Raw genomic sequence first — 15609 nt, forward strand, 5'->3', positions numbered from 1 at the left:
GGGCCCGGGCCCGGGGCCCCCCCCCCCCCCTCACCCCCCGCCGCGGGGGCCCCCCCCGGGCCCCGGGGGGGGCCCCCGCGGCACGTCCTCAGCGCGTCGCGGAGACGGGCCGGGGGGCGTCGGCCTGCCCGGCCCGCGCCTCCTGCCCGGCCGGCTCCGCCTGCGCGGTCTCCCCGGCCGGCTCCGCCTGCGCGGTCTCCCCGGCCGCCTTCGCCCGCCGGGGCCGCCGCGTGTCCGCCGTCGCGGCGGTCACCAGGACCGTGATGCCGGCGACCACGAAGGCCGCGGCCAGCGGGCCCGCGAGGTCGGACAGCGCGCCCATGACGAGGATGGAGACGGCCACGCCCGAGGGCAGCAGCGTCGCCCGCAGCGTCACCACCGACGGCAGCTCCTCGTCGGACGCCGAGGCCAGCAGCTTGTTGTTGTAGTGGACGAACGCCACCTCGAAGAGCACCAGGAACAGCGCGTACAGCACGATCGTCGGCACCGTCCGGCCGACCGCCACCGCCGCGAGCAGCGGCACCAGCGGCAGCAGCACCCACGTGGTCGAGGGCACGTCGGCCAGGTACCGCTGGGCCGGCAGGGCGGCGAGCGAGCCGGCGAAGACGGCGACCGCCGACACCGCGACGAAGATGCCCACCAGGCGGGTTCCGCCGCCCAGCACGTGGAGGGGGATCACGGTGACGGCCACCGTGTGGAACCCCTGCCAGAACGCCACCAGGAGGAACCGCGCGAAGAGCCTGCGCAGGACGGGGTCCTGGACGCGCAGCCGTGCGCCCGTACCGGATTCCGCGCCGCCCTTCGCACCGGCCGCGGCTCCCCCGGGGGCCGACGGCAGGGCCCAGGCGAGGAGCGCCGAGACCGCCAGCGTCGCGGCGTTCACGGCGATCAGGCCCCGGAGCGACAGGACCGACGAGAGCGGCCCGGCCAGCGCCGCCCCGACGCTGACACCGGTCAGCTTGCAGATCTCGGCGACGGTGTTGGCCTGGTCAAGCCGTTCCGACGGGACTATGTTGCGCAGTACGACCGACGTGGCCGAGCGGGTGACCGCCTCGAAGAACCCGCGGGCGACCACGAGGGAAGCGGCCACCGCGAGCAGCGCCCCGCCCGGCGCGACCAGCGCGGCCACGGTCACCGCCAGGCTCGCCGCCTCGGCGATCCGGACGAGGCCTTCCGGCGGACGCCTGGTCAGCAGCCGGTTGAGCGGGGCGGCCAGCAGCAGCGCGGGGAGCCACGGCGCGCTGAGCACCGCTCCGGCGAGCAGTCCCGACCCGGTCGTCGAGCCCACGTGCGTGGACAGGGCCACGAGGACCAGGAAATTGCCGCAGGTATTGACGAACAGCAATGCGGGCGTGAAATGCGGCGAGCGAATCCTCGCCAAATAAGATGTCATCGGCTCATCCTCCAGGCTCGGAGGATGGCAGAGCTGAACAGATTTCGGCGAGCGGTGGCCGTGTCTATGTTGAACTCATGACAGCAGACAATCAGAGCAACCCGTGCATCGTGATGGTCGACGCCTACGCCGCGGTCCGTTCGCTGGTTCTGAAATTCCTGGAACAGGGCTGTTCCATCGTCCGCGTGCAGAGCACGCGTGAAGTCCCGTACGTATACCGTGCGGCGCCGTACGTCGCGGACGACTTCATCGCCGACATCGTCCACGAGGGCGACCTGGAGGCCACCGCCGAAGCCGTCGCGGCCTTCTCGCCGATCGCGGTCATCTCGGGCGGCGAGCTCGGCGTGGAGCTCGCGGACCTGCTCGCGCAGCGCCTCGGCCTGCCCGGCAACGGCACCGAACTCAGCGCCGCGCGGCGCGACAAGCACCTCATGGTCGAGACCGTGCGCGCCGCCGGCCTCCGCGCCGCCCGCCAGCTGCGGGCCACCGACGCGGACGAGCTCGCCGCCTGGCACCGCGAGCTCGGCGGCCGCGTCGTCCTCAAGCCGCCGCGGAGCGCCGGCAGCCAGGGCGTCTCCTTCTGCGACACCCCCGAGGAGTCCGTCGCCGCGTTCCACGCCCTCGCCCCCGCCGACGACGTCTTCTCCCAGCCGAACAACGGGGCCGTGGCCCAGGAGTACCTCGCGGGCACCGAGTACATGGTGAACACCGTCAGCCGCGACGGCCGCCACCACCTGTGCGACGTCTGGCGGACCACCCGCGTCAGCGCCAACGGCGTCGTCGACCTCTGCGACGCCCTGCTGCTGATCGACTCGGGGGAGCGGGTCGTGGACTCCCTCAGGGAGTACGCCTTCCAGGTCCTGGACGCCCTCGGCATCCGGCACGGCCCCGCCCACGTGGAGATCCGGATGACCCCCGCCGGGCCCTGCCTGGTCGAGGTCGGCGCCCGGATAGCCGGCGGCGGCATCCCGGCCGGCGCCAGCCTCGGCATCGGCGAGTCCCAGCTGGAGTGGACCGTGGACGCGTACCTGCGCCCCGAGCGGTTCCACGCCCGCGCCGGAACCCCGTACGAGGTGCGGAAGTTCTGCGGGATCGTCGGCATGGTCTCGCCGGTGGCGGGCGTGCTCAGCGAGTACCGGGGCATCGAGGAGATCGAGCTGCTGGAGGGCTTCCACACCCTGATCACCCTCACGAAGCCCGGTCAGGAGATCCGCCGGACGGTCGACGACCTCACCTACCCCGTCATCGTGACGCTGCTGCACGACCTCGAAGAGGTCGTGCAGCGCGACCTGAACACGATCCGCCACCTCGACGGCACCGGGTTCTACGTCCTCGACCGCGGGGCGGCCTGACGGAGCTCAACGTTCGACTGAGGAACCGCCGCGGTCGAACGTCACGCCGCAACCGCGGCCGGCTCCAGCCGCGACCACGGGGTCCGCGGCACCTTGTAGACGAAGCTCACGGCGGTACGCGGCTCCGACGCCGTGGTGTTGGGCGCCGAGCGGTGCACCACCAGGCCGTCGAACATCACGGCCGAACCGGGGTCGAGGGGCACGGCGACCGGTTCGGCCGTACGCGGCAGGTGCGCGTCCGCGATGTGCGGCTCGACCGCCTTCGCCAGCCGCGCCTCGCCCGCCTGCCGCTCACGGTCCCCGCTGTGCGGGAACAGCCCGAGCACGTGGGACCCGGGGATGAACTCGAGGCAGCCGTTGCGCGTGGTCGCCGGCTCCAGCGCGATCCAGACCGTCACGATGCCGTGCTCCTCCGCGTCGAACGCGGGCGGCGCGAAGGCGATGTCCTGGTGCCAGGGCTTGGCCGAGCCCACGACGGGCGGCTTGGCCCACAGGAACGAGTTGACCAGCTCGCCCGGGGCGCCCACGCCCCGCGCGACCGGCCCGCCGGCCAGCCCCAGCGAGCGCTCCACGTCGCCGAACTCCGGGACGTGCTCGTGGATCCGGTCGGCCGACCTGAGCACCCCCTTGAGGGCACCGGTGCCCTGCTGCCAGGCCGCCCACCCGCCGACGCCGGGCGCCTCCAGGACGAACTCCCCGCCGGAGGCCGTGCGGTCCGCGGCGAGCTCCTCGATCCGGCCGACCGCGCGCCGCAGCCGGGCGAGCGCGTCGCCGGACGCGAGCCCCGGGAGCTGCGTGAACCCGTACTCCCGTATCTCCCGGGAAGCGGTGTCAACCATTCTTTTCCTCCTTCTCCGAACGTCCTTCTTGAACGCCAGGATCGTGATCAACCTACTCGGAGGTTATCGAGGAATGCTCTTTTCCTGGTTCACCGTTGCGGCCCACTCCGCGGCCTGCGTTACTTGAGTCGTGAGGCCGACCGGCCGCACAAACGCGGACTCGGGAATCCCGAGAACCCGGGAGTCCCCGAATGCAGAAGGGAGATGAAAATGAGCGACCGTGACTTCATCGAGACCCGTGACGCCAAGCAGGAGTGCTCCAAGTGGTAACACGCTGAGCCGCGAATGAGCCGCCCGTACGGATAATTCCGTGCGGGCGGCTCGCCGTCCGAGAGAGGTAAAGATGGTAGGTAATCAGGTTTCCGAAGTCATCGAGGTTCCCGCCGACCTGCTGGCGATCGACGAGTCCACCGACGCCCGGTACTGGGCCTCCGTGCAGCGCGTCATCGACCTGGCCGAGGAGAAGGGACGCTCCGCCGACGGCATCCCGCTGCTGGCGAGCCTCGTGGTCGCCCACCCCGAGTGGCCGGTACGCGCGGGCGCGGTGCGGCTGCTGGCCGCACACCACGCGGGCGACGCCGCCGCCGACACCGCCGTCGCCTCCGCGACGCACGACACGGTCGACTGGGTCGCCTTCACCGCCCTCAAGGTCATCACGGAACACCGGATCGCCGCCGCCGTCCCCGACCTCATCCGCATCTCGGGCTGGCCCAGCAACTTCACCCGCCCCGACTGGGCACGCAAGCCCGTCGGCTGCGGAGCCGCGCTCACCAAGCGCGCCCTGATCGCCATCTTCGGCACCCGCGACCCCGCCGAACTCCGCCGCCTGGAGGACGAGTACTTCACGGACATGCGGGCCCGGGTCGACGCCGTCCGCACCCGCCCCCGGCGCAACGAGGACGTCGTCCTCGTGCCGGCCGGACCGGCGATCATCGGCGCGGACGAGCAGCCCGACGCGTTCCGCATGGCGCAGGACGACACCACGCTCCGCGCCGTGGACGTGCCCGCCTTCCTCATCGACCGCACCACCGTGACCAACGCCCGCTACCGCGAGTTCCTCGAAGAGGTGGGCGACTCCGGCGAGTTCGACCACCCCGACCAGCCGCTCGGCGGATCCCACCGCCCCGCGCACTGGCACGACCCCCGCTTCAACGCGCCCGAACTGCCGGTCGTCGGCATCGACTGGTACGACGCGTACGCCTTCGCCAAGTGGGCCGGCGGCGCGCTGCCCAGCGAGGTCCAGTGGGAGAAGGCCGCCCGCGGTGTGGACGGACGCCGCTTCCCCTGGGGCAACGACTGGGACCCCGAGCGGGTGAACTACGTGGAGCGGTCGTTCGGCCAGGCCGTGGCCGACCTCGACTCCCTCGAAGCGCTCCTCGTCACCATCGAGCAGGGCGAGAACCCCGCCGACCCGGTCCTGGCGGCCGACGCGCTCCCGGCGGGCGCCAGCCCGTACGGCGTCCTGCAGATGTCGGGCAACGTCTGGGAGCTGACCCGGACCAACTTCTACACCGGCGAGGACATGGACCCCTTCTTCCGGGGACGCCACCCGCTGGACTTCATGAACCGCAAGGAAGCCTTCCACGTGCTGCGCGGCGGCACCTTCACCTCCCCGCCCGCCTGCCTGACCACGTTCTACCGCGGCAAGGACCTGATCACCGACCGCCACATGGAGGTCGGCTTCCGCTGCGTGTACGAGGGGAACCTCTGATGCGACTGACCTCGCTCGGCCACGCGGCCGTCCTCATCGAGACGGGGACGGAGCGGATCCTCTTCGACCCGTGGCTCACCCAGCGCCTGGACCGCTTCTGGGAACACCACCCCCCGCTGCCCGATGACCTGGTCCGTGCGGTGCTCGACGAAGGCGTCGACTACGTGGTCCTCAGCCACCACCACTACGACCACCACCACTTCCCCTCCCTGCTCCGCCTGGTCGACGGCGCCGACGTCGACTTCGACGACAGCCCGCGGCAGAGCTCCGAGGTCACCTGCGTCTACCCCGCCGGACCGGTCCCGCCCGTGCTGACCGCCTCCGGACTCGGACACCAGGCGATCTCCTGGACCCTGCGCCGCTTCGGCTTCGAGCGCCTGCGTCCGGTCACCCCCGGCGACACGCTCACCACCCCGGGCGGAACCGTCCTGCGGACCTTCCCCTCCGCCGTGTCGTTCCCCGAGATGAGCGTGCTGGTGCAGACCGCCGACGCCGCCGTCATGCTGTGCGGCGACGCGCTCCTGCACGACGACACCGTCGAGGCCTTCGCGCGCGACGACGCCCCGCGGGTCGACGCCGTGTTCGTCCCCGCGCACAGCATCTCGCCGCCCGGCGTCCTCACCGAACGCCGCCCGCTGACCGACGCCGACGCGATCCGCGCCCGCGCCGTCGCGAACTTCGACCGGTACATCGCCTCGATCCCCGCAACCGTGACCGTGCCCTCCTCGTTCGGCTGGCGCATCAGCGGCGACGGCGAGCGCGACTACTCCTGGTGCAACAAGACGATGTTCCCCTTCACCCCCGCCCAGGCCCTGCGCCGCCTGGACGAGCTGGGCCGCGACGGCCTGCTGTGGGGCCCCGGCCAGGTGCTGGAGGTGGCGCACGGCAAGGCCGCCCTGGTCGACGGGCCGGTCGCGCCCGACGCGTACGACTTCGACGAGGTCTACTCCGCGATCACCCTCGACCCGGACACGCAGGTGCCGCCCTTCGACGCCTCCCTCGACCGGTACGGCGTCCAGACCCGCAGCAGCGAGGACATGCTCCGCGAGCTGCTCGACCGGCTCGTCGCGACCGACTACTGGTACCGCGCCCTGGACGACGGCGCCGGACGGCACGTCGTCTCGCTGTACGAGGACGACGGCACCGAGACCGCGTTCCTCCTCGACCCGGTCGCCGACCGGGTGGTACGGCTCGGCCCCGGCACCGCCCGCGGCCACGTCACCGGCGCCGAGGGCTGGACCGAGATGGCCGCGAGCACCCTGGAGGCCATGCTCGGCGCCGACCTCCTGCTCGGCAGCTCCTACAGCCTGTGGGCCAGCGACGGCCTGCTGCTCTCCGCGGTCTTCCACCACCCGTCCTTCTACACGCGCCACGTGGAGCGCGCCCTGCGGGAGGCGAGCCAGGCATGAGCAGCCAGGTCGTGCTGGAGCACGAGAGCACCAGCCTGCGCGGCAACCCCCTCGGCGACCCCCACCGGCGCCGCATCGAGGTGCACCTGCCGCCCGGCTACGACGGCGTCCGGCGGTTCCCGGTCGTGTACTGGCTGCCCGGGTACGGCGCCAACCCCAGCCTCGCCGGCAAGGCCCTCGCCTTCGGCGCGTCCGTCGCCGACCGCCTCCGCGAGGCGATGACGGACGGCCGCGTGCCGCCCGCGCTGCTCGTCGTGCCCGACTGCACGACCGCCTACGGCGGCTCGCAGTACATCGACTCCGCGGCATCCGGCGCGTACGCCGGCTACCTGGCCGAGGTCGTCGCCGAGATCGACGCGCGCTTCGCCACCCGCGCGGAACCGGCCTGGCGCACCATCGGCGGCAAGTCCAGCGGCGGCTACGGCGCGCTCGTCGCCGGCATGACCTCCGACCTGTTCGGGTCGGTGATCGCCTGCTCGCCCGACGCCGGGTTCGAGCACAGCTACCTGCCGCTGCTGCCCCGTACGCTCGACACCGTCCGGGCCGCCGGCGGCGTCGAGGCCCTGCTGGCCCGCCGCGACACCGGCCCGCACGACGTCCCCTTCATGGTCGCGATGAGCATCATCGCCATGGGCATGTGCTACGCCGACGACCCCCGGACCACCGCGTCGGACGCGCTGCCGTGCGACCCCGTGACCGGCGTCTTCCGCGACGAGGTGTGGCAGCGCTGGCTCACCCACGACCCGGTCCGGATGCTCCCCGCGTACGCCGGCCGGCTCACCCGCCTCGGCCTGCTGCACCTCAGCGTCGGCCAGCGCGACGAGTACGGCATGCACTGGGGCGCCCGAGCCCTCCACGCGGCCCTCGACGCCCACCGGGTCCCCCACCTCTACCGCGAGCACGAGGGCGGCCACCAGGGCATCGAGCACGTCTACACCGAGGCTCTGGCGGAGCTCTGGAAGGTGTGGGGGGAACCGGAGGGTGACGCATGTGCGGCATAGCGGGCTTCATCAGCTTCGAAGGACGGCGCGATCCCGCCTGGCTGGACGCGCTCGGCAGGACCATGACCGACGCCATGGCGCACCGCGGCGAGGCGGCCTGCGCCCCGTACGTCTCGCCCTGCGGCACCGTCATGCTCTGCGCGACACGGCTCGCCATCCGCGACCGCAGCCACGCCGGCGACCAGCCGATGACCTCCCCCGACGGCCGGACCGTACTGGTGCACAACGGCGAGGTCTACGGCTCCCGCTCGCCCGCGCCGCCGCTGTGGCCCCGCCGCACCACCTGTGACACCGAGTTCGTCCTCCAGCAGGTCTGCCGCGAGCCCGCCGACCCCGCCGCCGCGCTCCGGCCGCTGGACGGCATGTTCGCGCTCGCCTGGCACGACACCTGGACCGGACGCGTCGTACTGGCCCGCGACCACTTCGGCGTGAAGCCGCTGTTCTACGCCTTCACCGACGGCGGCCTGCTGTTCGCCTCCGAGCAGGGGGTGCTGCTCGCCACCGGCCTCGTCACCCCCGAGGTGGACCGCGAGGAGTACCTGCTGCGCTCCTGGATCCGGATGGACGCCGCGGACGACCGCACCTGGCTGCGCGGCATCGAGACCCTGCCGCCCGCCGAGTACCTCGTCATCGACCGGCCCCACACGACCAGGCACCGCTACTGGCACCCCGTGGCGGTGGACCGCCCGATCGAGGCCGAGGAGATCCGGGCCGCCTTCGACCGCGCGATCGAGCAGCGGTCGGTGTCCGACGTCCCCCGGGCGGCGGTGCTCAGCGGCGGCGTCGACAGCACGGCCGTCGTCGCCGGCCTGACCCGTCTGGGGCTGCCGGTCGACAGCTACGTACTGCGCTACCAGGACGGCATCGGCGGTTCGGGCGACGACGTCGCGCACGCCACCGAGGCCGCCGAGCACCTCGGCGTACCGCTGACCGTCCTCGACCTCGACCGGCACGCCGCCGCCGAGCTCCTCCCGGTCCTGCCCACCCGGCTGCACCGCCCGCTGCTGCACGGCGCCGAACTGGCGATGCACCACCTCTACCGGTCCATCGCCGCCGACGGGAACGTCGTCGTCTACTCGGGGCACGGAGCCGACGAGCTGTGGGGCTACCAGGCCGGCCGCTACTTCCCCGTCGTCGACCCCTACGCGCCCACCTTCATCCACGGGCGCCACTACCTGACGCACCGCCTCCACGCCGACGAACGCCCCGTCTGGGCCCGGCTCGTCGAGTGGATGGCCCACGAACTCGACGTCGACATGACGACGGTGACCGACATGGTGTGGGAGCGCACCATGGCCGAGTACCGGGCCCTCAAGACGGCGTCGCCGCTCAAACGCGGCAGGCACCACCTGATGCGGCGCTTCCTTGTCTACGTCAACGACATGGTGGACGCCACCTCGTCGACCTTCACCCTGGAGGACCGGCCCGTCTTCCAGGACGTCACCCTCGCCGAGCTGTCCTTCCGCTGCCCCGAGCACCTCAAGGACACCAACGAGCCCGGCACCCACAAGGGACTGCTGAAGGCCGCGCTCGCCGACCTGCTGCCCGAATCGATCCGCAACCGCCGCAAGCAGGGCTTCCCCACCCCCACCGACCCCGCCTACGTCCGCCAGCTGACCGACCTGGCCGACGGGCTCGGCACCCCCTTCGGGCTGCCCCGGCTGCCGGCCGGCCTCCGCGCCGAGCTGGGCGTCGGCGAATGGATGTTCCTTGCCTCAACCTCCGCCTGGCTCGACCACCTCGCGGAGCTCCGAACCCACCCGAGGAGTCACGGTGAGCAGTCCCGTCCCCCACTGGCGCTGGCACATCCTGGAGAGCGCGGCCGATCTTGACCCGCTGCCGCCGGTGATCACGGAGGAGCTCGCCCAGGACGGGTGCAACTTCGTGGTCTGGCGGCCGTCCGAGCTGCCCGCGGGATGCGACACCAGCACCGGCACCATCCGCCGCGAGGCGCCCCCCGGCCGCGTCGAGGCCGAGGGCCGCAGCCCGTGGAGCGACGCCAACCCCTCCGGCTACCGCACCGAGATCTCCGGCGGCGGACGACGGCTGCGGCTGAAGCAGTTCCTGTACGACTGGGCGTTCCCCGCCGCGGACCACCCCTGCCTGTGGGGCAGCGACGCCCGGCCGTACGAGATCGGCGAGGGCCGGGTCGTCTGGCTCGGCACCGACTACATGGGGCACCGGGCCGCCAGCGCCCGGATGGCCCGCACCACGGTCGAGCTCTCGGTGCTGGAGGGGGAGTTCACCGACGAGGAACTCGTCGCGCTCTACGCCGCCCTGCGCCCGGCCGTCCCGGAGGCGGTCCCCCGGGTGCTGGCCACCCCGTTCGCCGAACTGAGCTACTGGGCCCGGCAGCCGGCCGAGATGGTGTCCGTACCCACCGGCGTCTTCTCCTTCCACCGGCGCGACCGGCAGCACGAGGGCGACTGGGTCGCCGCCGCGGACCTCCCCGCCTTCCTCACCGGACAGGGGGTGCCGCTGTCCGTCGGCGCGTACCACGCCGACAGCGCCGCGACCTTCGGCGACGGCGCGGCCGTCCGCGAGCTCGACGTCGTCTACGCCTCCCCGTCCGGCGGCGAACTGCGCCTGACCGCGCAGCGCACCGGCGGCGGACGCCTGGTCTTCCCGCCGGAGCGCGACAAGCACCCCGCCACCGCCGAACTCCTCGACCTCGGCGGCCGCCCGCTGCACCTGGGGTACTCCGACGCCCGGTACGGAGCCTGCGACGCCTGGTGGCAGCACCCCGACGGCTACGAGCTCAGGCTGCTCGGCAGCTCGGGCACCGGCCTGGGCCGGGACGCCTTCGTGGACCTGGTCACCGGACTCGACGCCGCACTCCGCCTCGGCGACCGCGCGGGGACCCTGGGATGACCGCGGTGGGACGCCCGGTCCTCGACCCCGCCACCGGGCTCGCCTTCGACCACGTACCGGACACGTCCGGTCCCGGCGTCGGCGACGCCGTGGCCCGGGCGGCCGCGGCGTTCCACGACGGCTGGGCCGACACCTCCCCGGCCCAGCGCTCCGGCCACCTGCGCGAACTCGCCGCCCTGCTGCGCGACGACCGCGACACCCTCGCGGCCCTGGAGCAGCGCAACGCGGGCAAGCCCACGGCACGCGCCCTCGGCGAGGTCGACTTCGCCGCCCAGGCCGTCGACTGGTTCGCCGCGGCGGCCCGGTACCCGGTGGGCGAGACCCACCCGGCCGGCCCCGGCATGCGCACCTACACCGACCGCGTGCCGGTCGGCGTGTGCGCGGCCATCGCCCCGAACAACTACCCGCTCCTGCTGGCCGTCTGGAAGATCGCCGCCGCGCTCGCGTACGGCAACACCGTCGTCGTCAAGCCGGCCCCCGAGACCCCGCTGTCGACCCGCCGGCTCGTCGAGCGCGCCGCCGAGGTGCTCCCCGGAGGCGTGCTCACCGCCGTCTACGGCGGGGCCGACACCGGCCGGCTGCTGTGCGACCACCCGGACGTCGGCATGGTCTCCTTCACCGGCTCCACGGCGGCGGGGCGCGATGTCGCGCGCCGCTGCGCCGACGGCCTCAAGCCCGCCTCGCTGGAGCTCGGCGGCAAGAGCCCCGTCGTCGTCTTCCGCGACGCCGACCTCGACGCGGCCGCCCGCGCCGTCGTCACCGGCTTCACCGGCAACACCGGCCAGATGTGCGTGGCCGGGACGCGCCTCGTCGTCGACCGGGCCGTGCACGCCGAGTTCACCGCCCGCGTGGCCGAACTGGCGGCCGGGCTCCGGGTCGGCCTGCCCGAGGACCCCGCCACCGACCTCGGCCCGCTGATCAGCCGGGCGGCCGTCCGGCGCGCGGCCGAGATCGTCGACGAGGCCGAGCTCCGGGGGGCGAAGGTCATCGTGCCGCCCGGCCGGTCCGGGATCCGCCACGAACTCGGCGGCGGCTTCTTCGTCAACCCGGTCGTCCTGGACGGCACGCCGGCCGACAGCCGCGCCTGGCGCGAGGAGATCTTCGCCCCCGTGCTGTCCGTGGCGGCGTTCGACACCGACGCCGAGGCCCTGGCCCTCGCCCACGACACGGCGTACGGCCTGTCGGCGTCCGTGTGGACCTCGGACGCCCACCGGGCCGAGTCCTTCGGCCGGGCCCTGCGCGCCGGCATGGTCTGGGTCAACACCTGGGGCGACACCGAGGAGACGGTCAGCGTCTCGGGCCTCGGCCAGTCGGGATACGGCCGCGAGCTGGGCATCCACGCGGTGGAGGGCTACACCAGGCCCCGCGCCGTCTGGGTCGCCCACCGGGCACGGGGGTAGGCCGTGACGCAGCCCGCCGACCCCCGGCTCGACTTCCGCAGCGACACCCGCACCGTGCCCGACGCGCGGATGCGCGCGGCGATGACCGCGGCCGAGGTCGGGGACGACGTGTACGGGGACGACCCCACCGTCGCCCTCCTCGAAGCACGGGTCGCCGACCTGCTCGGCACCGAGGACGCCCTGCTCACGCCCACCGGCACCATGTCGAACCTGCTCGCCGCGCTCGCCGCGGCCGGTTCCCACGGACCCCGCGGCGCGCCGCTGCTGGTCGTCGGCGAGGACACCCACATGGCCTTCCTCGAAGCCGACGGACTGCGCCAGTTCGCCGGGATCGAGCTGCTGCCGGTGCCCCAGCGGCCCGACGGCCTGCCCGATCTCGACGCCGTGGACGCCGTCCTCGCCGCCGGGCGCGGCCGGCCCGCCGTGGTCTGCCTCGAGAACACCAGCATGATGAGCTCCGGCAACGCCCTCGACGCCGCCGCCACCCGCGCCCTGGCCGGCCTGGCCCACGGGTACGGCGCCCACGTCCACCTGGACGGCGCCCGGCTCGCCAACGCGGCCGTGGCCCTCGGGGTCCGTCCCGCGGAGCTGGCGGAGCCCGCGGACAGCATCGCCTTCTCCGTCTCCAAGGGACTGGGCGCCCCGGTCGGCGGGCTGCTCTGCGGGACGCACGCGTACGTCGCCCGCGCCCGCGACGTACGGTCCGCGCTGGGCGGCTCCATGCACCAGTCGGGCGTCATCGCGGCCCCCGCCCTCGTCGCCCTGGACCGGCTGCCCGAGCTGGCGGCCGACCACGCCACGGCCGCCGCGCTCGCCGCCGGCTTCGCGACGGTGCCCGGCGTCGGCCTCCTGCGCCCGCCGCGGCCGACCAACATGGTCATGGCCCGCGTCGCCGGGCTGACCCCGGAGGAATGCGCCCGCCGCCTCGCCGGACACGGGGTGCGCGTCCTGCCCCTGCCCAACGGCTTCGTGCGCTTCGCTGTGCACCGGGCACACGACATGATCGGTGTACGTGCGGCCGTCGATGCACTGGCGGCCGTCGCGGCCACCGCACCGGTGGCCCGTACGAAGAGCGAAGGAGCCCCCGCCGCCCGGGGACTCGCCACGACTTGGACGGAGGAAGCATGACGGCTGTGCCACCGCGTGGGCTGGAAGAACGCCTGGAGGACACTCGCAAGAGGCTGGAGAACGACGTCGATCTCTGGGTCTCCTCGGCGGGTGACCCGGGGGGTCCCTACCTCATCCCCCTCTCCTTCCTCTGGGACGGGACCGCGTTCCTCGTCTCGACGCCCCGCTCCTCCGTCACCGGCCGCAACCTGCTGGCGGACGGCCGGGTGCGCGTCGCCCTCGGCCCGACGCGCGACGTGGTGATCGTCGAGGGCACCGCGGAGCCGGTGGACGTGGCGGAACTGGGCGCCACGGCCGACGCCTTCGCGGCCAAGACCGGTTTCGACCCGCGCGAACTGACCCAGCCCTACCAGTACTTCCGCATAAGGCCCCGGCGCATCCAGGCCTGGCGGGAGGCCAACGAGCTGTCCGGACGCACGCTGATGAGCGACGGCGTCTGGCTCGGCTGAGCACCCCGAGGGACACCGGGGGACCCCTTCCCCCGAGGCACGCCGCCGGCCGGTCACCCCTGTGACCGGCCGGCGGCGTTTCGGAGTCCAGTCGTCCTTGACCAGGGTTACGGACGACGTTGTCAGGCTGTGCGGGAGAAGCCATCTGAATTCTGGAAGGGCGAACATGACGTCTATCGAGGTTCCGGTCCTGATCGTGGGCGGCGGCGGGTGTGGCCTGTCCGCCTCCGTCTTCTTCTCCGACCAGGGCGTCGAGCACCTGCTGGTGGAGCGGCACGCGGACACGTCGAGGGTGCCGAAGGCGCACTACCTCAACCAGCGGACGATGGAGATCTTCCGCCAGCACGGGATCCGCGACGACGTCCTCGCCGAGGCGGCTCCGCTGGACAAGTTCGGCAAGGTGCGCTGGGCGACCACGTTCGCCGGTGACGGCCCGCTGGACGCCCGCCAGATCCACGAGATGGACGCCTTCGGTGGCGGCGAGCTGACGGAGAAGTACGCGGCGGCCGGCCCGGAGCTGCCCTCGAAGCTGCCGCAGATGTGGCTGGAGCCGATCCTGCGCCGTCACGCGGAGCAGCGGAACCCGGGGCGGATCCTCTTCAGCCACGAGGTGATCGACTTCTCCGACGAGGGCGACCACGTGGCCGCCGAGGTGCGCAACCTCGAAACCGGCGAGACCATCACGGTCAAGGCGAAGTACCTCCTCGGCGCCGACGGCGGCCGCTTCGTCGGCTCCAAGGTCGGCATCCAGATGCAGGGCCCGCCCAGCGACGTCAACACCACGACCGTGTACTTCTCCGCGGACCTGTCGCCGTGGTGGGAGGAGGGCACGCTCATCACGCACTACCTCAGCCCGGAGGACCCCGACCTGTCGGTCAACCTCATCGAGATGGGCCCGAGCTGGGGCAAGGCCTGTGAGCAGTGGGGCCTGCACATGGCCCCCGGCCCGGCCGGCCGCTGGAACAACGAGACGGTCGTCGACCGCATCCGCGAAGTGCTGAAGGTGCCGGACCTGGAAGTGACCGTGCACAAGGTCACGGACTGGATCGTGAACGCGATCCTCGCCGACAAGTACCGCGTCGGCCGGGTGCTGATCGCCGGCGACGCCGCGCACAAGCAGCCGCCCGCCGTGGGCCTCGGCCTCAACACCGGCATCCAGGACGCGCACAACATCGCCTGGAAGCTGGCCGCGGTGCTGAACGGCAGCGCGCCCGACAGCCTGATCGACACCTACGAGGCCGAGCGCCGTCCCATCGGCCGCGAGAACGTCGACTGGGCGGTCTCCGCCGCCCAGCACCACCAGGTCGTCATCGACGCCATAGGCGGCGGCCACAACATCCCCGCGGGGCGCCGCGGCCAGCGTCTGGCGGCGTACTTCGACCCGTCCCCGCTCGGCGACACCGTCCGCGCGCGGGCCCTCGAGGTGTTCCACACCCACCGCGGCGGCTGCCAGTCCTTCGACATGGAGATCGGCTTCGCCTACGAGCAGGGCGCGGTCATCCCCGACGGCACCGAGCGCCCGGCCCGTCCGCCCATGCGCGACGAGCACGTCCCGACGTCGCGCCCCGGCCACCGGCTGCCGCACGCCTGGATCACCAAGGACGGCGAGCGCCTGTCCACCCTCGACCTCACGGGCCGGACCGGCTTCACGCTCATCACCGGCCCGGAGGGGTCCGCCTGGACCGAGGCGGCCGCGCGCGTGGCGGAGAAGTTCTCCGTCCCGGTCAACGCGGTCCGCATCGGCGAGGGCGGCGAGTACGCCGACGTGGACGGCGGGTGGGAGGCCGTCCGGCAGATCTCCGGCGCCGGCGCGCTGCTGATCCGTCCCGACCAGCACGTGGCGTGGCGCAGCACCGGCGCCGCGGAGGACGCGGAGCAGGCGCTGACGGACGTCTTCGCCACCATCCTGGACCGCTGATCCGGCCGGGGGTGCGGGGGGGGGGCGCGGCGCCCCCCCCCCCCCCCCCCCCCCCCCCGCCCCCCGGGGGGGGGCGGGGGGCCGGCCCCTCGGCGGCGCCGCAGCCACCCGCCCACGCGCGCGCCCCCCCCACCACCC

General features: G+C 73.4%; 12 protein-coding genes. 10 read left to right on the plus strand and 2 right to left on the minus strand.

Going from position 1 to position 15609, the window contains the following annotated elements:
- Positions 1-88 precede the first annotated feature (88 nt).
- The gene (locus tag ACIQUR_RS29210; protein WP_403670451.1) at positions 89-1345 is read right to left on the minus strand and encodes an MFS transporter; all 1257 of its coding nucleotides are present in this window, start codon (positions 1343-1345) and stop codon (positions 89-91) included.
- Positions 1346-1470: 125 nt separating this feature from the next.
- Between ACIQUR_RS29210 and ACIQUR_RS29215 the strand changes: the two genes are divergently transcribed.
- Positions 1471-2745, plus strand: coding sequence for an ATP-grasp domain-containing protein (locus ACIQUR_RS29215; RefSeq protein WP_403670453.1), 1275 nt, complete (start codon positions 1471-1473; stop codon positions 2743-2745).
- Between the two features lie 41 nt (positions 2746-2786).
- Here the strand turns inward: ACIQUR_RS29215 and ACIQUR_RS29220 are convergent, their stop codons facing one another.
- A complete protein-coding gene (locus ACIQUR_RS29220) occupies positions 2787-3584 on the minus strand; it encodes a phytanoyl-CoA dioxygenase family protein (RefSeq protein ID WP_403670456.1) in 798 nt (265 codons plus the stop codon).
- A gap of 343 nt (positions 3585-3927) precedes the next feature.
- On the opposite strand from ACIQUR_RS29220, the gene ACIQUR_RS29225 reads away from it, so the two are divergent.
- The 9 genes from ACIQUR_RS29225 (at position 3928) to ACIQUR_RS29265 (ending at position 15471) form a co-directional block, all read left to right on the plus strand.
- Entirely contained in the window at positions 3928-5295 is a 1368-nt protein-coding gene (locus ACIQUR_RS29225) for a formylglycine-generating enzyme family protein (protein WP_403670459.1), read from the plus strand.
- Positions 5295-6704 carry an MBL fold metallo-hydrolase gene (locus tag ACIQUR_RS29230; protein WP_403670461.1) on the plus strand — a complete coding sequence of 470 codons (1410 nt, stop codon included), beginning with the start codon at positions 5295-5297 and terminating at the stop codon, positions 6702-6704. Before ACIQUR_RS29225 ends, ACIQUR_RS29230 begins: the two co-directional genes overlap by 1 nt.
- Positions 6701-7705, plus strand: coding sequence for an alpha/beta hydrolase-fold protein (locus ACIQUR_RS29235; protein WP_403670464.1), 1005 nt, complete (start codon positions 6701-6703; stop codon positions 7703-7705). Before ACIQUR_RS29230 ends, ACIQUR_RS29235 begins: the two co-directional genes overlap by 4 nt.
- Positions 7693-9537: an asparagine synthetase B family protein gene (locus ACIQUR_RS29240; RefSeq protein WP_403670466.1), complete on the plus strand. Its 1845-nt coding sequence runs from the start codon at positions 7693-7695 to the stop codon at positions 9535-9537. Before ACIQUR_RS29235 ends, ACIQUR_RS29240 begins: the two co-directional genes overlap by 13 nt.
- Entirely contained in the window at positions 9479-10576 is a 1098-nt protein-coding gene (locus ACIQUR_RS29245; RefSeq protein WP_403670469.1) for a hypothetical protein, read from the plus strand. The genes ACIQUR_RS29240 and ACIQUR_RS29245 overlap by 59 nt, the downstream gene beginning before the upstream one ends.
- Entirely contained in the window at positions 10573-11976 is a 1404-nt protein-coding gene (locus tag ACIQUR_RS29250) for an aldehyde dehydrogenase family protein (RefSeq protein ID WP_403670472.1), read from the plus strand. Before ACIQUR_RS29245 ends, ACIQUR_RS29250 begins: the two co-directional genes overlap by 4 nt.
- A 3-nt stretch (positions 11977-11979) precedes the next feature.
- Positions 11980-13104 carry a threonine aldolase family protein gene (locus tag ACIQUR_RS29255; protein WP_403670474.1) on the plus strand — a complete coding sequence of 375 codons (1125 nt, stop codon included), beginning with the start codon at positions 11980-11982 and terminating at the stop codon, positions 13102-13104.
- The gene (locus ACIQUR_RS29260; RefSeq protein WP_403670477.1) at positions 13101-13553 is read left to right on the plus strand and encodes a pyridoxamine 5'-phosphate oxidase family protein; all 453 of its coding nucleotides are present in this window, start codon (positions 13101-13103) and stop codon (positions 13551-13553) included. Before ACIQUR_RS29255 ends, ACIQUR_RS29260 begins: the two co-directional genes overlap by 4 nt.
- A gap of 166 nt (positions 13554-13719) precedes the next feature.
- Positions 13720-15471: an FAD-dependent monooxygenase gene (locus ACIQUR_RS29265; protein WP_403670480.1), complete on the plus strand. Its 1752-nt coding sequence runs from the start codon at positions 13720-13722 to the stop codon at positions 15469-15471.
- The last annotated feature ends 138 nt before the right edge of the window (positions 15472-15609 follow it).

Origin of the sequence: Streptomyces sp. NPDC101132 (assembly GCF_044759225.1) — a bacterium.
Classification (GTDB): domain Bacteria; phylum Actinomycetota; class Actinomycetes; order Streptomycetales; family Streptomycetaceae; genus Streptomyces.